General features: G+C 56.3%; 18 protein-coding genes. 15 read left to right on the top strand and 3 right to left on the bottom strand.

Annotation, left to right across the window (positions count from 1 at the left end; translation table 11 throughout):
* The 14 genes from MKX51_RS06850 to MKX51_RS06915 all read left to right on the top strand — a co-directional run bounded on the left by MKX51_RS06850 (position 1) and on the right by MKX51_RS06915 (position 17,412).
* Positions 1–1,224, top strand: a complete 1,224-nt coding sequence (locus MKX51_RS06850; RefSeq protein WP_340991726.1) for a glycoside hydrolase family 130 protein — start codon at positions 1–3, stop codon at positions 1,222–1,224.
* 145 nt (positions 1,225–1,369) lie between these two features.
* The gene (locus tag MKX51_RS06855; RefSeq protein WP_340991727.1) at positions 1,370–2,788 is read left to right on the top strand and encodes an ABC transporter substrate-binding protein; all 1,419 of its coding nucleotides are present in this window, start codon (positions 1,370–1,372) and stop codon (positions 2,786–2,788) included.
* 68 nt (positions 2,789–2,856) lie between these two features.
* Entirely contained in the window at positions 2,857–3,756 is a 900-nt protein-coding gene (locus MKX51_RS06860; RefSeq protein ID WP_339223194.1) for a carbohydrate ABC transporter permease, read from the top strand.
* Positions 3,757–3,769: 13 nt separating this feature from the next.
* A complete protein-coding gene (locus tag MKX51_RS06865) occupies positions 3,770–4,669 on the top strand; it encodes a carbohydrate ABC transporter permease (RefSeq protein ID WP_340991728.1) in 900 nt (299 codons plus the stop codon).
* Positions 4,670–4,703: 34 nt separating this feature from the next.
* Complete coding sequence (locus tag MKX51_RS06870) at positions 4,704–6,092, top strand: FAD-dependent oxidoreductase (RefSeq protein ID WP_340991729.1); 1,389 nt, start codon at positions 4,704–4,706, stop codon at positions 6,090–6,092.
* A complete protein-coding gene (locus tag MKX51_RS06875) occupies positions 6,089–7,378 on the top strand; it encodes an SGNH/GDSL hydrolase family protein (RefSeq protein ID WP_340991731.1) in 1,290 nt (429 codons plus the stop codon). The genes MKX51_RS06870 and MKX51_RS06875 overlap by 4 nt, the downstream gene beginning before the upstream one ends.
* Positions 7,379–7,920: 542 nt before the next feature.
* Positions 7,921–8,928: a glycoside hydrolase family 130 protein gene (locus MKX51_RS06880; RefSeq protein WP_340991732.1), complete on the top strand. Its 1,008-nt coding sequence runs from the start codon at positions 7,921–7,923 to the stop codon at positions 8,926–8,928.
* A 90-nt stretch (positions 8,929–9,018) separates the two neighbouring features.
* The gene (locus MKX51_RS06885; protein WP_340991734.1) at positions 9,019–9,297 is read left to right on the top strand and encodes a hypothetical protein; all 279 of its coding nucleotides are present in this window, start codon (positions 9,019–9,021) and stop codon (positions 9,295–9,297) included.
* Positions 9,298–9,464: 167 nt separating this feature from the next.
* Entirely contained in the window at positions 9,465–11,273 is a 1,809-nt protein-coding gene (locus tag MKX51_RS06890) for a cache domain-containing sensor histidine kinase (RefSeq protein ID WP_340991735.1), read from the top strand.
* A 3-nt stretch (positions 11,274–11,276) separates the two neighbouring features.
* Entirely contained in the window at positions 11,277–12,908 is a 1,632-nt protein-coding gene (locus tag MKX51_RS06895) for a response regulator (protein WP_340991737.1), read from the top strand.
* 172 nt (positions 12,909–13,080) lie between these two features.
* On the top strand, positions 13,081–14,469 hold the full coding sequence (locus tag MKX51_RS06900; RefSeq protein ID WP_340991739.1) for an ABC transporter substrate-binding protein: 1,389 nt from the start codon (positions 13,081–13,083) through the stop codon (positions 14,467–14,469).
* A gap of 106 nt (positions 14,470–14,575) precedes the next feature.
* Complete coding sequence (locus tag MKX51_RS06905; protein WP_340991741.1) at positions 14,576–15,478, top strand: carbohydrate ABC transporter permease; 903 nt, start codon at positions 14,576–14,578, stop codon at positions 15,476–15,478.
* A gap of 14 nt (positions 15,479–15,492) precedes the next feature.
* Positions 15,493–16,329 (top strand): carbohydrate ABC transporter permease, encoded by an 837-nt coding sequence (locus MKX51_RS06910; protein WP_340942786.1) that lies wholly within the window; start codon positions 15,493–15,495, stop codon positions 16,327–16,329.
* 75 nt (positions 16,330–16,404) lie between these two features.
* On the top strand, positions 16,405–17,412 hold the full coding sequence (locus MKX51_RS06915; RefSeq protein ID WP_340991742.1) for a glycoside hydrolase family 130 protein: 1,008 nt from the start codon (positions 16,405–16,407) through the stop codon (positions 17,410–17,412).
* An 825-nt stretch (positions 17,413–18,237) separates the two neighbouring features.
* Here MKX51_RS06915 and MKX51_RS06920 read toward each other — a convergent pair.
* Together MKX51_RS06920 and MKX51_RS06925 are read right to left on the bottom strand one after the other, a co-directional pair.
* Positions 18,238–19,440 carry an ROK family protein gene (locus MKX51_RS06920; RefSeq protein ID WP_340991744.1) on the bottom strand — a complete coding sequence of 401 codons (1,203 nt, stop codon included), beginning with the start codon at positions 19,438–19,440 and terminating at the stop codon, positions 18,238–18,240.
* Positions 19,441–19,643: 203 nt separating this feature from the next.
* The gene (locus MKX51_RS06925; RefSeq protein WP_340942781.1) at positions 19,644–20,099 is read right to left on the bottom strand and encodes a CBS domain-containing protein; all 456 of its coding nucleotides are present in this window, start codon (positions 20,097–20,099) and stop codon (positions 19,644–19,646) included.
* A gap of 119 nt (positions 20,100–20,218) precedes the next feature.
* Here MKX51_RS06925 and MKX51_RS06930 point away from each other — a divergent pair, with 119 nt between their 5' ends.
* Positions 20,219–20,653: a MarR family winged helix-turn-helix transcriptional regulator gene (locus tag MKX51_RS06930; RefSeq protein ID WP_076079684.1), complete on the top strand. Its 435-nt coding sequence runs from the start codon at positions 20,219–20,221 to the stop codon at positions 20,651–20,653.
* Positions 20,654–20,770: 117 nt separating this feature from the next.
* On the opposite strand, the gene MKX51_RS06935 is transcribed toward MKX51_RS06930, so the two are convergent.
* Complete coding sequence (locus tag MKX51_RS06935) at positions 20,771–22,282, bottom strand: amidase (protein WP_340991747.1); 1,512 nt, start codon at positions 22,280–22,282, stop codon at positions 20,771–20,773.
* Positions 22,283–22,322 lie beyond the last annotated feature (40 nt).

A 22,322-nucleotide genomic window follows, 5' to 3' on the forward strand; every position in this document is an offset into this window, starting at 1 on the left:
ATGAAACCACAATTTCGCTATTTGAGCAAACCGGCGCTTGAACCTGTACCAGGCTGTGACTGGGCGGACAAAATGGTTCTGAATCCGGCGATCATTCAGGACCCTGATTCGGATGACATTCATATGCTGTTTCGGGCAACCGGCCCGTGGCCGCAGAAGAGAAGAGAGGGCTGTCATGATCCCTATCCGATTTTTTTGGGCTATGCGCGGAGCAGGGATCGGGGAGAGACCTGGGAGGCAGATTTTTCAAGACCAGCTCTGGCTCCGGCCCTCGGGTATGAAGAGGATGAATTGTACATCACGGACATTTACGGAAAAAAGGTGCGGAATTATGCCAACGGCTGTGTGGAGGACCCCCGTATCTTTTATATCGGGAACGAGCTGTATGTCACGGTGGCCTGCCGGGCCTTTCCCCCTGGCCCCTACTGGCTTAGCAGCCAGCAGCCTCCGGTCCAGACGCGCTTTGAATATGTGCCGGATTGGATCTTCGCGGGAGAGAGCACAGACCCGTTTATTCAATCGGCCCGGGCGAATGATACGGTCAGCGTTCTGTTCAAGCTGGATTTGGCCAAGCTGAAGGAGAGGAAATATGAAGACGCTTTCGTGTATGTAGGCCCGCTTACCGAGGGGCATGTCAGCGATAACCGTGATGTGTTCCTGTTTCCTGAGAAGATGAGGATTGCAGGTAAATGGCAATATCTGATGCTGCACCGGCCGATGAATGTCCTTCCCTTTGCAGGCGGGGAGCAGGCGGGCAAGCCCTCTATCTATCTGGCGGCGGCAGAATCGATTGCAGATTTCGCTTCACCTGCAGCAGTCCACCGGCTGCTGGCCAGTCCGCTGTTCGATTGGGAGGAGAACCGTGTGGGGGCAAGCTGGCCGCCGGTCGCCCTGGGAAATCAGGAGTGGCTGGTGGCTTATCACGCGAAGAAGAATGTACAGTTTGGCTATACGCAGTCCTTTATGATCCTTAAGGAGCAGGAGAACGATTTTCCGGTTATTATTCACCGGTGCTCTGACCGCCTGATGTACGCTGAGCGGGATTGGGAGATGCCGGAGGATTACCCTACGCCCTGCCTGTTTACCACGGGAGGCATTGTTATGGGGGAGGATTTAATCATGTCTTATGGCGCTGCGGATCAGAAGGTTGGCATCGCCTGGGTTCATTTTGCGGAATTATTGGAGTATATCCGGACATTTGATGAGAACGGCATCCTGCTGTAACGGGAGAGCCCGGCCGCTGCCGCCTGCCGCAAAGAATAGAATTCTGTCCCTCAAGAGTGAGTCTGCCGCACTCCTTTTGCGGGAGGGGTGGCCTATAATAGAGAACGAGCTCACAATACAAATGTCAATCAAAGGGGTAGAACGTATGCAGAAAAAATGGTTGGGCCTCAGCCTGAGCCTCATGCTGGCCGCCGGAATCGCCGGCTGCGGCGGGAACGGGAACAATAACAAGAGCGGCGGTGCGGCAGAGGGAACACCCGGAGCGGCAACAGCGAGTCCGACAGCTTCGGCCGCAGTAGAAACAGGCGAGCCGGTACAGCTTAAGTACTGGACGGATGACCGTCATGACCAGGAATATATCAAGGAACTGATCAACAAGTTCAATGAGACGAACGGCGAGAATATCCAGGTGGAACTGACAGTCATGTCTGAGAATTACGCGCAGAGCGTTGACATTGCCTTCACCAGCAACCAAGCACCGGATATCCTGCGTCTGAAGAGCGGCAACACCCCCGAATTTGTCAAAAAAGGCTATCTGGCTCCGATTGACGATTACTTGACCGACGAGATCAAAACGAAATTCGGCAGCTTGCTAATCGACAATGTCAACCGTTTTGACGGCAAAGTGTATTCTTTGGCCAACACCGGCCTGACCCTGCGTCTGATCTACAATAAGGATCTCTTTGACAAAGCAGGCATCGCGAATCCTCCGGTATCGTTGCAGGAAATGGTCGATGACGCCAAAAAAATCACTGAAGCCGGCAAAGCCGAGGGCATATACGGCTTCGCGCTGAACTTCAAAAGCCCGAAGGCGGCCTTCGACCGTTCGATCCGCGAGATTCTCTCCTTGAGCGGCTACCAGGGCCTTGGCTTTGACCTGAAGACAGGCCAGTTCGACTTCGCGCCTTACTCTCAGGTTATCGAGTATTTCAAGCAGATGTACGAAGACAGAAGTATTCTGCCGGGGGCGGAGACACTGGATATCGACCCGCTGCGCGCCCAATTTGCCGCAGGCAAAATCGGTATGTACCTCAGCTTCTCGACGGAGCCGGGGGTATACCAGGACCAGTTCCCGACAGAGATCAACTGGGCAGGTGCGCTGGCCCCTACGCTGGACGGGCAGATTAAGGGAACCTCGGAGATCGTATCCGCCGGCACCTGGCTCGGGATCAGCGCGAAATCGGCGCACCAGGAGGCCGCCTGGAAATTCATGCAGTATATGTACGGCGACGATATTCTGAAGACGTATCATGAGAAGGGCTTCGGGATTGCTGTAGTGCCGAGTATTGTGGAGCAGGCTCAGAAGCCGGAAATTGGCGGTATGGAAGGCTTCCTGGTCGGTGAGCATGACTCGCTCTGGCCTGCTGTGCCGAACGTCACGCCGGAAGGCTCTACCTATGCGGATGCTTTCTTCAAATATATGCTTTCGGGTGGGGACTCCAAGGCCATTGCTGCTGATCTGAATACAAGATACAATGACGCATTGTCCAAAGCAGTGGAGAAGGGCGAGGTTACCGTTACACCGGACCCGGCCTTTGATCCAATGAAGCCGCAGGGAGAATAACGGGTTACACAGGGGCTTGTACGGGATTCCCGGATCAGCCCCTTTGCTTTCCCTGAAGGAGACTAATTATGATCTACAAATGGAAAAGGCTTGGGGAGAATTCCCTGTTCCTGGCACCGAGCATCATTCTGACACTCACGCTCGGCATCTATCCTCTGATCTGGATGCTGCGCTATATGTTCTATGATTATGCCGGATACGGCGAGGCGCTGTTTACCGGGCTGGACAATTTCAGCCGGCTGCTGCGGGATACCCTGTTCTGGGAATCGGTCGGCAATACCTTCATTTTTGCCGGAGGGAAGCTGCTGCTGACCCTGCCGCTGTCCCTGCTGCTGGCTGTTATTCTCAACGGCAGACTGCGCGGGTCGAATCTGCTCCGGGGCATTTATTTCATGCCGACGGTTATAAGTACCGCAGTGATCTCTGTTGTTTTTTATAACATCTTCAATTCCTATAACGGGATGGTTAACACAGTTCTGATGAAGCTGCATCTCGTCTCCCAGCCGGTTGACTGGCTTGGTCCGAAGCACGCCATGCTGACGGTTATTCTTGTGGCGGTGTGGGGTGCCGTCGGGAACTATATGCTGCTCTTCCTCGCCGGGCTGCAGAGCATTCCGCAGGACCTGTACGAGAGCGCGTCCATCGACGGAGCGAACGCCGGAAGACGCTTCTGGAATATTACGCTTCCGATGCTGGCTCCGGTAGCCCAGATGGTCATTATGCTGGCGATTATCGCTTCGCTGAAGGGCTATGAGAGCATCATGGTCATCACCGAAGGCGGACCGATCGGCAAAACGGAAGTCATGTATCTCTATCTATACAAGCTGCTATTCCCTGTATCCACCGGTTCACCGGTAACGCAGCAGCTCGGTTACGGCAGCGCCGTGGGCTTCGCCACCGCTGTGATTGTCGGAGCGGTAACCGGACTGTATTTCTTCTTCAGCCGCAAAATGAACAAGGTGTATTAGGAGGCTTATCCCAATGAACGAATCTGTGATATCCAAGCAGTCCGCAGGGCGGCCGCAGACAGCTGGCCGGACGCCCGGTCTTGCCGGGAGAATCGTGACCCGGACCGTGATGTGGCTTTTTCTGCTGGCAACGGCGGTCCTGACCTTGTTTCCGCTGCTGATGACGCTGACCGGTTCCTTGAAGACCGGGGCCGAGATGATGACCGGGGGAACCCTGTTCCCCGCCAAGCTGCAATTGAATAACTATGCCGAAGCCTGGAAGCAGGCCAATTTCGCCCGCTATACCTGGAACAGTGCTTTTATGAGTGTGATGGTGACGGTGGGGACGCTGCTGGTGGCCTCGATGGCTGCTTATGTGGTGGACCGGCGTGATTTTCCGGGGAAAAGGATCTATGTCACAGTGCAGGCGTCCATGATGTTCATCTCAGTGGGAGCGATTGTCCTGCGCCCGCAGTTCGATCTGATGGTTGCGCTGCATCTGAATACGACGCTGTGGGGGGTTATTCTGATTCTGGTCAGCGCCCATTCCAGCACCTTCTTCATGCTGCAGGGCTTCTTCAAGGCGATTCCCCGGGAGCTGGATGAGGCGGCGATGGTGGACGGGTCGGGCTTCATCCGCACGTTCTTCCGCATTATTCTGCCGCTGCTGACTCCAGGGCTTGGCGTGGCCGGACTCTTCGCCTTCCGCCATGCCTGGAACGAATACATTCTGCCCCTGGTCTTCACGATGACCAATCCGCAGCTGCAGACGCTGACGGTCGGACTGGCGAATCTCCGCTACGGTTCCTCGGCTGCGATGCAGATTCATCTGATGATGGCCGGGGCCTGTCTGTCGATCCTGCCGATGCTGCTGGCGTATATTCTGGCGAATAAGACCTTCATTCAGGTGACTGCCGGATCGGTTAAGGGGTAATAAATCTAAAGTCATAGCGTATAGGAGGATAAAGATGAATTACGGACATATTACAGTGCCGCAGGCAGAGGTGCCGGTCTCCTGCGAGGTGGATGTGCTGGTTATCGGCGGCGGGGCGGCAGGGATTGCCGCCGCGATCTCCGCTGCCGAAGGCGGAGCAAGCACCATGATCGTGGAGCAGCGCGGGTATCTGGGCGGAATGGGCACCGTGGCGCTGGTGCCTGCCTTCTGTCCCTATACGGACAAGGTTAAGCCGATTATCCGCGGCCTCGGCCTGAAGCTGATGGAGCGGATGAAGCAGGCTTGTGATCCGGGCTATCAGGAGGAATACCGCGAGCAGCTGGACTGGGTGCCGATTGATCCTGAAGTGTTGAAGCGCGTCTATGACAGCGCTGTGCTGGAGAGCGGTGTGACGCCGCTGTTTCACACCTTTGTCTACGATGTGGTGCGGTCGCCGGACGGCCAGACGATAGAGGGTGTAATGATTGTCAACAAATCCGGGAGGTCCTTCATCCGCTGCCGTTATATCATCGACTGCACCGGCGACGGCGACATTGCTGCCCTGTCGGGCGTGCCTTTCCAGAAGGGCGGCGATGACGGAGAGCTTCAGCCGGGCAGCATGTGTTATCTGCTGGCGAATGTTGACCGGCCAAGCTTCAGCCGCTTCCTTGAGGAGACCGGAGATACAGGTCAATTGCACCGGACCGTGGAGCAGGCCATCCTGGAGGGAGCTCTGCCGGAAGGCCGCAAATCCATCTCAGGCCTGGCCTGGGTGAGCGATCAGCTGGTCGGCGTGAACTTCGGCCATGTGTTCGGGGTGGACGGAACGAAGGCCGAGGACCTGACACGGGGAGCCATTGAAGGCCGCCGGACGGTGCTGCGGCAGCTGGAATTCTTCCGGAAGTATGTGCCCGGCTTCGAACAGGCGCATCTGGTGGCAAGCGGAGAGCAGCTTGGCATTCGGGAGACGCGGCGTATCCAGGGCGATTATACGCTGACTGTGGATGACTTCGTGGCCGCGCGTTCTTTCCCTGACGATATCGCCCGTAATGCCTACTACATTGACATCCATCTGGCGACCAGCAAAAGTGATATGACCTTCAATCATCTGCCGCCGGGCGTCTCCCACGGGGTGCCTTACCGGGTGATGCTTCCGGTGGGCATCCGCAATCTGTGGGTAGCGGGACGTTCCGTGTCTTCGGACCGGGCGGTGCAAGGCTCGCTGCGCGTCATGCCGAACTGCTTCTCGATGGGCCAGGCCTGCGGGACGGCAGCAACGCTTGCGCTCCGGGACGGCACAGACTCCCGCAGCATTTCGATTCCTGAGCTGCAGCAGCGCCTGCTGGAGCAGGACGTGTGGCTCGGGGAGAATTTCGCTTCCGGGGCAGCGGCTCAGGATGCGGAAGCGGGGCAGGCGCAGTGAGCAGTGCGAAGGACTTGAAGAGCGAGAAGAACGGGAAGAGTGTGAAGAGCGTGAAGAGCGGGAAGAGTGTGGAGAACGTGAAGAGCGCGGAGAGTGAGAAGAGCGTGAAGATCGCGGAGAGCGTGAAGAGCGTGGAGAGCGTGAAGAGCGCGGAGAGTGTGAAGAGCGCGGAGAGTGTGAAGAGCGCGGAGAGTGTGAAGAGCGTGAAGAGCGCGGAGAGTGTGAAGAGCGTGAAGAGCATGAAGAGCGTGAAGAACGTGGAAAACGAGAAGAGTGTGAAGAATGTGAGGAGCCTTCCTTTGCAGGAGGCGTGGTTTCACGGGGCGGTCTCGCTGGAGCACCGGCAGGAGGGCATCAAGCCCTGGCGGATTCCCTTCCGGGACTACGACTTGTATCCGCCGGATGGGATCGGCGGCAAGGCGGAGATCTGCTCCGGTATCCGGCTGCGGCTGGCATCCGGCTCGGAGACCCTCCTCCTCTGGTTTGAGCCGCTGGCTGAGGACGCTTCGCTGGATTGTGTGGCTGACGGCCGGCTGGTGCAGACGCTCCGGCTTGCTGCGGGAGCTGCGGACGCCCGCTTCACCCGGCTTCCCCCAGGTATGAAGGAACTGGATATCTATCTGCCGCAGAACACCGGTATGACTATCAGCGGTCTTGCGATTGATGATGACGCTGTTGCTGAACCGCTGGCGGACCTGAGGCCGCGCTGGGTGACGTATGGAAGCTCGATTACCCAGTGCGTGGCAGCTTCTAGCCCGTCGCGCACCTGGCCGGTGATCGCCGCCGGGGAAATCGGCTATCACTTGACCAATCTCGGCTTCTCCGGCAACTGCCTGATGGAGCCGATGATAGGCCGGCTAATCCGGGATCTGCCGGCTGACCTGATTACCCTGTGCGTTGGCGTGAACATCTATGGCGCAGCGTCCTCCAACCCGCGGATGTTCAAGCCGCTGCTGATCGGTCTGCTGGAGACCATCCGGGAGAAGCATACAGAGACCCCGTTGGTGGTCATCTCGCCTATCTACGGAACGGAGCGGGAGACGGAGGAGAATCCGCTCGGCTTCACCCTGCCGCTGATGCGCGGGGAGATCGCGGAGACGGTGAAGCTGCTGCAGGCGCGGGGAGACCGCCATCTGCATTACCTGGATGGTCTGAAGTGGTTTGGTCCGGCGGACGGAGAGCTGCTGACCGATGGCCTGCACCCCGGCCCCGAAGGCTATGAGCTGCTGGGCAGCCGCTTCGGAAGCAGGCTGGCGGCTGCGCTCCGGGGCGAAACGCTGGATTAGTACAGCATCAGATTTAGAACTGTAAGAATGAACCTCAGGGGTGTTAAAGTCTGAGTATGAACATCGAGCTAGTATTAGGCTGAACCTGCACCCGTTGCCGACTTTTACTCTTACATTTAAGTATCTGATTGTATTTCCTGCAATAGAAAATGGTTTACAGACCGTAAAATGAGATTCTATTGTATTTCATACAGTAGAATGTTGTGTTTTGGGTGAAAAATGGCCTTTGTTCAACATTCAATTGTACAGAATACAATAGATTCTATTTCGAAGCCTTTTTTACAGTATTCCATTGTACAAAATGCAGTTACTATCGTTCCAGCGCCTACAGCATCCGAATGACTGCTGTGCGAATGAGACGCTGGCTCGTTAAGGTCTGGTAATGGTCATATTCACAATATCAGCTCTGATGCGCTACTAGCTGAAAATGGAAGATTTCATGTGAACATTCTATAGATTAACTATGCAATATGATGCATAATAGGGATGCAAAGTCACTGGTTGCGCTTTCATCTATTAACTTACAGAGGGGAATCTGCACAATGAACGAGCTGACAACAGGCACGCTGACTTCAAGTCCGGTAATGGTCCGGCATCCGCTTAACCCGATTCTGAAGCCTTCCGATGTACCCTATGGACCGGCCATGGTATTCAACGCCGGGGTGACGAAATTTAAGGGCAGATATGTCATGGTGTTCCGCAACGATTACGGGGATGAGAACAAGGGGATCGTGGCTCCTCATCATACGACCAATCTGGGCCTGGCCTTCAGCGATGACGGCGTAAGCTGGGAGGTACAGCCGGAGCCCTGCTGGTCCTGGCATGATGAAGAGGTGGTCCGGGTGTATGACCCGCGCCTGAGTGTCGTTGGAGACCGCTGTTATATGTGCTTCGCAGTTGATACGCGTCACGGGTTGCGCGGCGGGATCGCTGTCACTGACGATTTCAGTTCGTTTGAAGTACTAAGCCTGTCGCTGCCTGATAACCGCAACATGGTGCTCTTCCCGGAGATGATCGGAGGCAAGTATGTAAGACTGGAGCGCCCGCTTCCGGTCTACAGCCGGGGCGGCCGCGACCGCTTCGATATGTGGATGAGCGATTCCCCGGATCTGAAGTACTGGGGGAATCATAAGCTGCTGCTGGCCGTTGAGCAAGTGGCTTATGCCAATGATAAGGTAGGTCCCGGTGCGCCGCCGGTGAAGACGGACAAGGGCTGGCTGACCACCTTCCATGCGGTGGACCTCGACCCTGTCCGGGGTAAGAACGGCTGGGAGGACAGCTGGAAGAAGCGTTACACCGCCGGCATTATGCTGCTGGACCTCGAAGATCCCAGCAAGATTATCGGCCGGGCGGAAGCTCCGCTGCTGGTGCCGGAGGCGGTGTACGAAACTTCGGGCGGCTTCCGCAACGATGTCATTTTCCCCGGCGGGATGATTCTGGAGGACACCGGAGAGGTCAAAATCTATTACGGTGCGGCCGATACTGTGGAATGCCTGGCGACGGCCCATGTGGACGATCTGCTCCGGCTCTGCCTGGAGCCACAGAGATAATTAGACCGGTTGTATAGGCAGGGGGACTTCCGTTATGCGGAGGGCTTCCTGCCTTTTTCATTAATAAGGAAATTATGATGCATCGGCAGGATGACTATATTCTGGATCAGTAACAGGAATGACTTCACTGATTTCACCGGACACATGGACAGCGCGTGGTCATCTGGGCCGAATGTGGTCGGAAAACCGACTACATTCGGTGCGGCAGAGATGTGTGAGCCAGATATGGTCGAAAAACCGACTACATTCGGTGCGACAGAGATGTGTGAGCCAGATATGGTCGAAAAACCGACTACATTCGGTGCGGCAGAGATGTGTGAGCTGGATATGGTCGGAAAACCGACCACATTCGGTGCGGCGGAGGTGTGAGGGCGGGATGTAGTCGAAAAACCGATCACAATGGGGATGCTGCAGGCGTTTTGTTCGAATTATCATAACCTGTCTTGACGCCGGGCCGGGAGCAGCCGTATTGTACAAGTGACAAGAACTGACAATCAATAGGGAGGTACAAGGTACATGCTTCAGAAGGAAAAGCTATGAATACATTCACAGCCTATGTCCGGCAGCTCCGGCGGCAGATCGCCGGCAGGTATTACCGGATATCCATCAAACAGAGGATTCTGTTCTCGTTCATCGTGCTGATCACGCTGTCCATCGGTGCAATGGGCACCTTCTCGTATTGGATTGCCGCGCAGGAGATCGAGGATAATGCCTACGCCGGCAGCCGGGAGACCGTAAGCAAGACGGCCCAGCTGCTGGATTCCCGCCTGAATGATGTGGCGCTGTCCGTGCAGTCCCTGATGCTGAGCGATGCGTACCGCAAGATGATGCTCGATGTGTTCAGCCATGAGGTGTCCAATTACTATGTACATTTGTCGGATCTGCAATATGTGCTCTCCCAGGCAATGTTCAATCAGCCGATCATTGAGAGTGTGCTAATCGTAACCCCGATTGGCGATTTCTATCCCACTACGCAGATCCGGGCGCAGGACAACTCGTTCTACGGCTCGGAATTATATGATCTGAGCAAGGAGCAGCCGGGCGGCTACTGGGCCAAAGGACATTATGATCGGTTGTTTACAGGCAGCCAGCGGGTGGTCTCCTTCATAGTCCGGGGAATTTATGAATACCCTTACACGCCGATCAGCAATGTATTTATTGTGGTCAATATCAGGGAGAGCCGGATCGATGAGCTGCTGAATCAAGGCGGAGAACAAGCAGGGAGGAATTATTATCTGGTGAGCGGGGAAGGAGAGGCGGTGTTGGAGTCCCGCTGGCCGTTCCGGGGCAGATTCCCCTGGAAGCCGGTGCTCGCCGGAGCCGGGAAAGCGGCCGATCCGCAGGATCACTACTACAGCTATGGCGGCAAGGAATATTTGGTGAATTATACAAGCTCAGCCGCATCACCCGACTGGATCATCTCCGGCATGCAGTCGCGGGACCAGCTGCTGGGCAAGCTGCAGCGGGTGCAGCGCATTACCTTTTATGTCATCGTTGTCTTCCTGCTGATCACCTGGCTGATCTCCAATCAGCTGACATCTGTGCTGCTGAAGCCCCTGTTTAAGCTCCGGCGGCTAATGCGCAGAGTCGAAGAGAACCAGCTCAGCGTGGTGTATGAGAGCCGTTATGAGGACGAGGTTGCCCAGGTCGGCTTTCAGTTTAACCGGATGATGTCGGAGATTCAGGCGCTGATCGCGGATGTGAAGACCAAGGAGGAGGACAAGCGGCATGCCGAGATCCGTGCCCTTACGGCGCAGATGGAGCCGCACTTTCTGTACAATACGCTCAATACCATCTATTGCAAATCGGTCATGGGCGAGAATGACGATGTGAATGAGATGATCCTGTCCTTGTCGCAGATGTTCCAGCTCGGGCTCAGCGGCGGCAAGGATATGATTCCCCTTGGGGATGAGCTGTCCCACATGCGGCAGTATTTCGCCATTCAGCAGAAATGCTATGAAGGATTGTTTGAATACACGGTGACGGTGGAGGATGAGTCACTGCTTACTTGTCTGCTGCCCAAAATTATCCTGCAGCCGGTGGTGGAGAACAGCATCCAGCACGGATTCAGTGACCGGACTATAGGAGGCAGGATAGACATCACGGTCAGCCGGGAGCAGGGGGTGCTGCATATTTGCATTACCGACAATGGACGGGGGCTTGACGCTGCACGGGTCAAGCAGGGGATGGCCTCGGCTCCGCAGTCGAGGAAAGGCTATGCCCTGTTCAACATCAGGCACCGGCTGGCCCTGTATTACGGGGACGAAGCCCGTATGGATGTGGGTGGCGAGCCAGGTAAGGGATCACGGACGGATCTGTGGATTCCGCCTAGGGAGGAGAGATGAAGGATGGACCGGAAGCAGGAGCCGGAAAGGTTCAAATTATGTGTAATTGACGATATCAAAAGTGTGGTGGAGATGGTCTCGCGCAAGCCGCCGTGGCAGGAGCACGGTATTGAGGTCGCCGGTACGGCGCTTGACGGTGAAGCGGGGCTGCAGATCATCCGCGAGACCCGGCCCGACATTGTGCTGACGGATATCCGGATGCCAAGAATGGACGGCCTGCAGATGACCCGGGCGATTCTGGAGGTACTGCCGGATTGTAAGATTATTATCCTCAGCGCCTACTCGGAGTTCTCTTATGCCCAGGAAGCCATGCGGCTGGGGGCGCTTGATTTCGTGAAGAAGCCCTTTTCCCTGGAAGAGATTGTGAATGCAGTGCTGAAGGCCAGGGAGCTGTGCCGGGAGGAGCGTCAGGAGACCGCCAGACTTGCTGTGATGGAATCCAAAATCAAGGAAAGTCTGCCTATCCTCCGCCAGGAATATCTCACCTTCCTGCTGCACCACCAGACGACAGAGGCGGATGCCCGTTCCCGCTGGGCCTATCTCGATATCCCGCTGGACCAGCATGATTTCTTCGTGTTTGTCGCCGAGATCGATCATTTCGCGGAGAAGCTGGGCGGCCAGCCTGTGCAGGAGGTCGAGCTGCTAAGGTTCAGCCTGCACAATATTTTCGAAGAGACGATTTCCGCCCTGACCCGCGGCGTTATTATCCGGGAGTCGACAGACCGGTACGTCTGCATCATGAACGGCTCGGACCCGGAGACCGCCGCGCGGATTACGGAGGCCTGCTGCATGAATGTCAGCCGCTTCTCGCGTCATACCATTTCTATTGGCGTGGGTCTGGGTACGGTGGCGATTCAGGAGCTGGGCACGGCGTACAGGCAGGCGCTCAGCGCACTGGGGTATCATTTCTATACGGGGGGCAACGGGGTATATCATTATAGCAATATTGAGAACAAACCACTCTCGCTTCACAGCTATTCCGCCGCCGCCGAGCAGGAGCTGCTGTTCGCCCTGCGTTCCGGCAATTCTGCCAAAAGCCTTCAGATGCTGGACCAGCTATTCTCGGAGCTGCTGGACAGCGGGCTTTTGCCCGATCCGCGTTATGTTGAAAGTGTCGGCTATGAGCTGGGCTCCAGGATCTGCCGGGTCCTGCTGGAGCAGTTCCCTTACGGGCAGGTGGAGCCGCTGGAACTCCGAATTGCCGCCATGAAGAACCAGGTGCATCCATCCCTGCAGGATATCCGGGAACTGCTGTCCTGGCTGTGCCGGGAGGCCTGTGCGCTGGTGGAGGAAGCCCGTTCTCAGGAATCCACGCGGATTATCCGTCAGGCCGTCGAATACATCCATAGTCATCTGGATACGGGGCTGTCGCTGGAGCAGGTGGCGAAGCAGATTAACCTCAGCCAGGGATATTTCTCCAATCTGTTCAAGAAGGTGCAGGGGATTTCGTTCCAGCAGTATGTGATGCATGAGAAGATGGAGAAGGCCAAGGCGATGCTGATCGGCGGCCGGCAGGTTCAGGAGATCGCCCAGGATCTCGGGTATGAGCACAGGCGTTATTTCAGCGAGGTGTTCAAGAAATATACCGGCATGACCCCGTCCGAGTTCAAATTGCATTATCTTGGAAAAGAATAGAAATCAGCAGGGGAGGAATTTCCGCGGGGCGGAGATGACCTCCCTTAACTCTATCTAACTCCTGCAGAAACCTGCCCTTAATGTGGGCTTACCCGCCTTATCCGTTGTGTCCAATCGATCTATAATCAGGTTGTAAGTGAATACAGCAGGGATATATAAGGGGGAACTACCAATGATGAAGCGTACGCTAATAACATCTCTGAGCCTGGTCCTGGCACTTGGCCTGACAGCCTGCGGCAACGGCAACGGTAACGGCGGCAACGCAGTTGAAGGCAAGGGAGAAGGGGCGAAGGCTGGTTCGGGAGAAAAAACTAAAATCAGCTATTGGACAGGCGACCGCCACGATGCCGATTTTATAAAGGAGAAGGTAGCCGAGTTCAACGCATCCAATAAGGATGGGATTGAAGTAGAGCTTGTCGTCAAGGGCGATGACTTTGATACCGCGCTCGATCTGTCCTTCCAGACCTCCGATGCGCCGGATGTGATCCGGGTGAAGGAGAATACCATCCAGACCTTTTACAAAAAAGGCTTTCTCGCTCCCATTGACGAGTTCCTCACCGATGAGGTGAAGACGAAATTCCCGGCTATGCCGGATTTGAATGAATTTGACGGCAAGCGTTACAGCCTGCCTAACTTCGGAACGACCATGCGTCTGGTATACAACAAGGATCTGTTCGCCAAAGCAGGCATTGAGCATCCGCCGACCACTCTGCAGGAGCTGGTGGATACAGCCAAGAAACTGACAGCAGCCGGCAAGGCGGATGGTGCTTACGGCTTCGCCCTGAACTTCAAGAACCCCGGCAGTGCGTTCGCACGTTCGGCGCGGGTGGTTGCAGAGATGAGCGGCTATGGCGGCTTCGGGTATGATTTCAAAACGGCCCGCTACGACTTCAGCGGCTTCGAGCCGATCATCAATGCCTTTAAGCAGATCAAGGACGACGGCAGTATGCTGCCGGGTGTAGAATCGCTGGATATTGACCCGCTGCGGGCGCAGTTTGCAGAAGGCAAGATCGGAATGTACATGTCCTACTCCTCGGAGCCGGGCGTCTACAAGAATCAGTTCCCGGCCAAGATTGACTGGGCGGCCGCTCCGGTTCCGACCATCGACGGCAATGTGAAGGGGGCTTCCGGCTTCCTCGGGGGCCAATGGCTGGCGCTCAGCTCGAAATCAGAGCACAAAGAAGCAGCCTGGAAGTTCATGGAGTTCATGTACGGCGATCAGGTGCTGACGGATTATCAGGAAAAAGGCTTCGGCATCTCCATGGTTCCATCCATCAGCGCAGCCGCCAAGACACCGGATGTGAACGGCATTGAAGGCTTCCTGCCGAACAAGCACGATGGAGTGTGGCCGGTCTATCCGTCTGTAGCCCCGGAAGGAATGAAATCGGATGACGCCTTCTTCAAATATATGCTGAACGGCGGCGACCTGAAGGCGATTATCGCTGATCTGAACAAACGCTATAATGCTGCACTGGACAGCGTGATTGCGAATGACGGCGTGAAGGCCGAGCCGGATGCCGGCTTTGATCCCGCCGCGCTGGGCGGCAAGTTCGCCAAGTAGATCGAAGGTTAGGGATAGAGATACAGGCCGGGATAGCGGGGGATGAGGGAGCAACTCTCTCATCCCTCTGCTCTGGCCGTAAGGGAGAGGAGCCGGAAGAAACCAGATGAACAAAACAAAACATGCCTTATTTTCATATAGCTTTATCTTTCCAAGTGCCTTGCTCACTGTGGTCCTTGGAATTTACCCGATTGCCTGGGCGTTCCGCTATATGTTCTATGATTACAAAGGGTTCGGAACGGCCCGGTTTACCGGTCTGGCTAATTTCAGCCGCATTCTGAAGGACACCCAGTTCTGGGATTCGGTGGTGAACACATTTGTCTATGCAGGCGGCAAGCTGCTGATCACCATTCCGCTGGCCCTGCTGCTGGCAGCGATATTAAACCGGGGGCTGCGGGGCAGACAGCTGCTGCGGGGGATTTTCTTCATGCCGACCGTTATCAGTACAGCCGTAATGGCCGTAGTCTTCTTCACGATTTTCAACTCGTATAACGGAATTCTCAACCAGTTCCTGATCCGCTTGGGCCTCACAGATTCCGGCGTGGACTGGCTGGGGCCGAAATATGCCATGCTCACCGTCATTCTGGTTGCGGCCTGGGGCGCGGTCGGCAATTATATGCTGCTCTTCCTCGCCGGTCTGCAGAATATTCCCGAGGATGTGTATGAGGCCTCTTCCCTGGACGGGGCAGGGAAAATTCAGCAGTTCCGCTATGTCACCCTGCCGATGCTCGGGCCTGTCATGCAGATGGTTATTATGCTGGCGATCATTACAGCTCTGAAGGGTTACGAGAGCATCATGGTTCTGACCGAAGGAGGTCCTGTAGGCAAGACGGAGGTCATGTTCCTGTATTTATACAAATTATTCTTCCCTGTCGGCGGGGGCAGCGCGGGTGTTCAGGTCCAGGAGTTCGGATACGGCAGTGCGGTCGCCTTTGTGTCTGCGGTCATTGTAGGGATGATATCACTCATTTATTTCTACGCATCCAGACGCATGAATCAGACCGATTGAGGAGAGAGGCTATTATGAGACTAAGAACCATACTGGGCAAAACAATCCTGTGGACTTTTTTGCTGTCATTTGCTTTTATCACCCTGATTCCTGTTGTGATCACTATTCTCGGCTCCTTCAAGACGAATGCCGAGCTGACTGCGGGAGCAACCTTCCTGCCGGATAGCTGGCACTTCTCGAACTATGCCGAAGCCTGGTCGCAGGCGAATTTCTCCAGATATACGCTGAACAGTCTGCTGGTGTCTCTGGCGGCAGTGGTAGGCACGCTGCTGGTCTCCTCCATGGCGGCTTATGTGGTGGACCGGATGGATTTTGCCGGCAAAAAATTGTATATCGGACTGCAGTCCTTCACCATGTTCGTGGCTGTAGGGGCGGTTGTGCTGCGTCCGCAGTTCGATCTGATGGTTAAGCTTCATCTGCATAGCAGCCTGTGGGGGGTTATATTGATTCTGATCTCTGCCCATGCTTCGATCTTCTTCATTCTGTTCAGCTTCATGAAGGGAATTCCCCGCGAGCTGGACGAGGCGGCGCTGATAGACGGCTGCTCCCCCGGCCGGACCTTCTGGCGGATTATTCTGCCGCTGCTCGGACCCGGTCTGGGCGTAGGCGCCCTGTTCACCTTCCGCGGCGCGTGGAATGAATATCTGCTACCGCTCGTGTTCACGATGACGAAGCCGGAGCTGCAGACGCTAACCGTCGGGCTGGCGAACCTGAAATACGGGATTTCGGCCGCTTCCCAGACCCACTATATGATGGCGGGAGCTTGCTTATCCATTCTGCCGATTCTCGTCGCCTACCTGTTTGCGAACAAATCCTTCATGCAGATGACGGCCGGTTCCCTGAAGGGGTAACTGTCCGGCCTTACACATAACACTCAACATTCAACACACAACATTCAACATTCAATATTCAAGGAGGTACACCCCATGACTCAACACGTTTCGGCGATTCTGCAATCCGCCCCTTTCATCCGGCGGTATCACGGCAATCCGGTGCTGGATGCAGCGAAGGTTCCTTACCCCACCGCACTGGTATTCAATGCCGGTGTAACGAAATTTAACGGCAAATATGTGATGATCTTCCGCAACGATTACGGCTCACTGGACGATCAGACGCTGGAGCCGCACCACACTACGGATCTCGGCATTGCTTACAGTGACGACGGTCTGAGCTGGACCGCCGGCCCGAAGCCGGTGTTCAAAATGCATGACGAGGAAATTATCCGCGCCTATGATCCGCGCCTGACCGTGCTCGGCGGCCGCTGTTTCATGTGTTTTGCCGTGGATACGCGCCATGGCATCCGCGGCGGCATTGCCGTTACCGATGATCTGGAACACTTCGAGGTGCTCAGCCTGTCTACACCGGACCTGCGCAATATGGTACTGTTCCCCGAGACCATCGGCGGCAAGTATGTCCGGCTGGAGCGTCCCTTTACGGTGTACAGCCGCGGCGGCCGGGACCGCTTCGATGCCTGGATCTCCGAGTCGCCGGACCTTGTGCATTGGGGCAACTCCAGCCTGCTGCTCGCTGTCGAGCAGGTGCCGTTTGCTAATGATAAGGTCGGTCCGGCTGCACCTCCGGTCCGGACAGACAAGGGCTGGCTGACCACCTTCCATGCGGTGGATGTGGACCCGGCCAGAGGCAAGCACGGCTGGGAGGACACCTGGAAGAAGCGCTATACCGCCGGAATTATGCTGCTGGATCTGGAGGACCCCCGCAAGGTGATCGGCATGAGCAGGCAGCCGCTGCTGGCACCGGAGACAGATTATGAGATTGGCGGGGGCTTCCGCAATCATGTGATTTTTCCCGGCGGGATGATTCTGGAGGATGACGGCGAGGTCAAAATCTATTACGGCTCTGCGGATACGGTAGAATGCCTGGCCACGGCCCATGTGGACGATCTGCTCCGGCTCTGTCTGGAGTCAGGGGAATAAATAAGATGGCAGCTAGCTGAAGGCTGAAAGGTGGAACAACATTGGGGCCATCTGCCATGATTGGAGCGGCGTGCGCGGAGATTGTGCATGAAGTGCAACAATCCAGCTCCATAGGAGCCGCCAGCGCGGAAATCCTGCACAAAATGCAACAATGTAGTTCAATAGGAGCGGCCATAAGGAGATTGTGCATGAAGTGCAACAATTTAGCTACATAGGAGCCGCCAGCGCAGGAATCCTGCACAAATAGCAACAATCCAGCTCCATAGGAGCGGTCAGCGCGGAAATCCTGCACAAATTGCAACAATACAGCTCAAATTAGCACCGGTTCGCCGAAATTCCTGCAAAAGTTGCAACAATAACTCCACAGCCAGTAACCAATTTAGATAAATCCTGCAAAAGGTGCAACAATGCCGGAGACAACCGGCACCGTAAGCGGGCTGAGGTGTATAAATACACCAGATCCAGCCGGAAGCAGGCGCAGAGCGGGAATGAGGTGTATAAATGCACCAGATTCAGCCGAAAGCAGGCGCAGGGCGGAAATGAGGTGTATAAATACACCAGATTCAGCCGGAAGCAGGCGAAGGGCGGAAATGAGGTGTATAAATACACCAGATTCAGCCGAAAGCGGGCGCAGGGCAGAAATCAGGTGTATAAATGCACCAGATCCAGCCGGAAGCGGGCGAAGGGCGGAAATGAGGTGTATAAATACACCAGATCCAGCCGAAAGCGGGCGCAGGGCGGAAATAAGGTGTATAAATGCATCACAGCGGGAGCGGCTGGCATCCGGTCAGCCCGTCAACTGCTGGAGCAGCATGTGCAGCACCCTCAGCTCGTCAACTGGTGCAGCACCAGCGCGCATGCGCCTGTTGCAACTGCGTGCTCGCCCAGGCTGCTCCGGGTGAAGCGGACGTTATATTGTCCGCGGTAGTAGGTCCGCTCCAGGGCGATCCGCGTGGCTGTCTCGTAGAAATCTGCCGCTAGGAACAGCGGGCCGCCGAGAATAACCTCCTCGGGATGCAAAATATTGATCAGGTTCGCCAGCCCGATGCCGCAGGCTACCGCCATCTCATCGAATAACCTGACCATCACTGGATCGCGCTCCTGGAGCGCTTCCAGCAGATGGACGAATTCTAAAGCCTCCGCATGCTCTGCCAGAGCACGGAGGCTTGTGCTGCTGCCCAGCCGCCAGGCCTCGCGGGCCTGCCCCTCCAGCGTCCGCACCGACACATAGCTCTCCCAGGCCCCGGCATTACCGCCGGGGATCTGCGGCGGCACTCCCGCGCGGTCAATGATCATCTGCCCGACCGCTCCCTCGGTATCGATTATGCCGTAGAGCAGCCGCCCATCGTTCATAATAGCGGAGCGCAGGCCGATTCCGGCATGGAGATAGAGAAGGTGCTGCTGCATCCGGTTGCTGCCGGCCCAATACTCGCCGAGCAGTGCCGTATTAGCTCCATTATCCAGATAGACAGGCACCCCCAGGCGCTGCTCCAGCTGTTCCTTAATATGTACTTGTGACCAGCCCTCTGCAGGAAAGCGGGCCGGATTCAGGATGACTCCGGCTGTACGATCCAGCGGACCAACCGCGCCGATGCCAAGACCGGCGACCCGGCTGAGCTGGACAGAGGCTGCGTCAAGCATCTGTAAGCCTTGTCTATGAATCGACTCCATGAGAAGCTCGGGGGTAAGCCCTGCATCCATGCTCCAGGTATGCTCGCCCAGCAAGCGCAGATGAAAGTCTGTCAGCACAAGCTTAGCATGGGTCCGGGAGATCTCCAGTCCGAGCAGATAAGCGTATGACGGATTCGTCTCATAAAGGGTAGGGCGGCGTCCTCCGGTGGATTCGCCGAAGCCGACCTCAACCAGAAGCTCCTGGGACAACAGTTCATCCAGGATGCGTGTTAACGTGCTTATGGTCAGTCCGCTTTCGTCCAGCAGGGTCTGCTTGGAGACGGTACCGTGTTTTCTGACCGTGAAATAGATCTCTTTGGCTTTGGGATTGGCGATGACTTCATGAATAGGCAGCACAGATGGTTCTCTCCTTATGAAAAGATTATACCTGACGAATGGACTACATCTGCTTCAACAATGACATAAAAAGCAGGGTGCCGCAACTATCACAAGGAGAGCGTAAGCGCCATTTCGAACTTGTAGCTGCTGCCGGGGAGAGACGCAGGACGGTCTGGCAGCATATGAGGATAAGCAGGCGCTAGTGAAGGGGATTGTTCATCCTAGAGCAGCGCCTTGAAGGAATGGCGGATCACATCGCCGCGGCTGATGATGCCGACCAGCACACGGTTCCGTTCAACGGGAACCTTTTTGATCTGCTTTTTGCCGAGGATGGTGGCGATGGCTTCAATATCTTCTTCGGCATGCACAGTGATAACCTTCTTCTTGGCGATAGCCATTACGTTCAGACCCAGCAGCTTCTGCGCCCGTTCCTCGAACAGATCATTATCCCCGACGAACACATTAATCTGGAAAAAAGAATCCACAATCAGATCCTCATGCCTGCCGATATAGCGCATAATATCCCCGTCGCTGAGGTAGGCGACAATCTCATTCCGGTCATTCACGACAGGCATGCCGCTGATCCGGTGGGCAATACATTTCTCAATAAAAGTCCGTACGGTGTCTTCCTGCTTCACCTTATACACCTGACGGACCATGAATTCATGGGCTTTCATACCGGTTCCCCCTGAAAATTAGCTTTTGCAGAAATAAGTTGTATCATGAAAGTATATACTTGTATTATACAAGTGGAAAGAGTAAAGTCAATGAATAAAAGAGAAGAGGGGCAACCGGCATGGACAAACATTCAATTGAGACAATAGAGCTGGAAATGGCGGTTCTGTTCCGCCGTCTCACTTCAATTACTACGTTCAAAAAAATCGGCAATCTGGATCGTGCGGCCTACCTGCTGCTGCATCACATTGCATCTCGTGAAGGAACTGCCGGGATCAAGGCAATCTCCGATGAGTTTCAGCTGGATATTTCTACGGTCAGCCGGCAGGCTGCCTCACTGGAGAGTAAGGGGTACATCACCCGGGTACCGGACCCTGTGGACGGGCGGGCTTATTCGCTGCAGATTACGGAGACGGGCCAAGCGAGTCTGGAGGAGAACCGGCAGGTCCGGCAGGAGATGATCGAACAACTGCTAAAGGGCTGGTCGGAGGAGGAGGGACAGCTGTTCGGGGAGCTGCTGCGGAAGTTCAATGCAACTTTTCTGGAAGAGGGCTGATGGGTCCCGGAAGTCTCTGGAAGCCCACTGCAGACATCACAGCAAAAGGGCCGTGCGCAGCGTTACTTCACGCTGCGGACGGCCCTTTGCATAGTATTCAGGGAAGCGGAGCAGGTCTCAAGCAAAGCCTGCATTCCCGCTCATCCCCACCCACAGCGGGGATTGCTCCAGACAAGCGGCGAGCTGGAGCAGCAGGTCCTCGCGCCCTTTGGAGGCCATGACCTGGACGCCGATCGGCATTCCTTCGGCCGTAAGATGCACCGGCACGCTCATGGCGGGCTGGCCGGTCAGGTTGGCGAGCTGGGTGAAGGGCGTGTAGGTCAGGCTCGGCTCGAACATCTCATAGATCATCCGCCGCTGTGCATCCTTCGGCAGCCCGCTGACCTGCATCAGCTCCTCTGTCTCCGCCGTGGTCTGGGTCAGCTCTCCGACCTTCGGGGCGGAGTCGGCATTAGCCGGAGTAATATACAGATCGAAGCGGTCCATCAGCGCGGCCATTTGCGCAGCGGCTACATCCCATTCGTGCAGACTGTGCACGAATTCTGCCGCCGAGACCTGCTTCCCGGCTTCGGCCAGCACCCAGGTGACAATATCCACTTCCTCTGCCTTAATTGCACGGCCCATGGCGCTCTCAAGCGACAGGAACATGGCGGATACTTCCCCGGCGTTCATCGTATAGTAGTTGTCCATCAGCCGCACCCCGTTGACCGGGCTCAGCTTCTCTTCCACCTCATAGCCCTCGGACTCCAGCCACTTGACCGTCTTCAGCACGGCCTCTACCGCCTCAGCGGATACCGGTGTTCCCACCGGCGAAGCGGTGGTGAAGGCGATCCGCAGCTTCCGCTGTGCAGGCTTCAGCAGATCGTCCAGGTAGACGCCCGGATACAGCGGCGTCTGAAAAGCCGCTTCCGGCTGCACCACCTGCAGCAGATCCAGCATCGCGGCGCTGTCCCGCACAGAGCGCGTCAGCGCAAAATCAATCGACGCGCCCTGCCACTGGCGGCCGATCCCCGGGCCGACCGGCGTGCGCCCGCGCGTCGGCTTCAGCCCGAACAGGCCGGTGAACGAGGCCGGTATGCGGATGGAGCCGCCGCCGTCACTGGCTCCGGCGGCCGGGACGATCCCGGCGGCAACCGCTGCCGCCGCACCGCCACTGGAGCCGCCGGGTGAACAGGCGGGGTTCCAGGGGTTGCGGGCCGGGCCGTGGAGCAGGGGCTCGGTGATATTTTTGAGCCCGAATTCCGGCGTATTCGTATGGCCCAGCGGAATGAAGCCGCCGCGCCGGATACGGGCCACATAGTTAGAGTCCCGCTTCGCGACATTGTCCTTCATCAGCAGAGCGCCCGAGGTCAGCGGTTCGCCGCCAATCGCCTGCGAGATATCCTTCAGCAGGAAGGGGACGCCGGCGAACGGACGGGGGGTATCCCCGGCCCCGTAATCAAGGGGCATCTCCGCAGCCTCCTTCAGTGCGGCCTCCCGGCGGGTGCGCACCACCGCATTCAGCAGCGGATTCACCTCATCCATCCGGGCATAGGCGGCTTCCACAAGCTCACGCGCCGAGACCTCCCGTGCCTTAACTAGGGCGGCAAGCCCCAGCGCATCATAACCGGAATAAGCAGACAACGACATAGGTATAACCTCTTTCTGGCAGGAACAGGCAGGCTACTTA

It is taken from the genome of Paenibacillus sp. FSL M7-0420, assembly GCF_038002345.1.
Lineage (GTDB): Bacteria > Bacillota > Bacilli > Paenibacillales > Paenibacillaceae > Paenibacillus_AQ.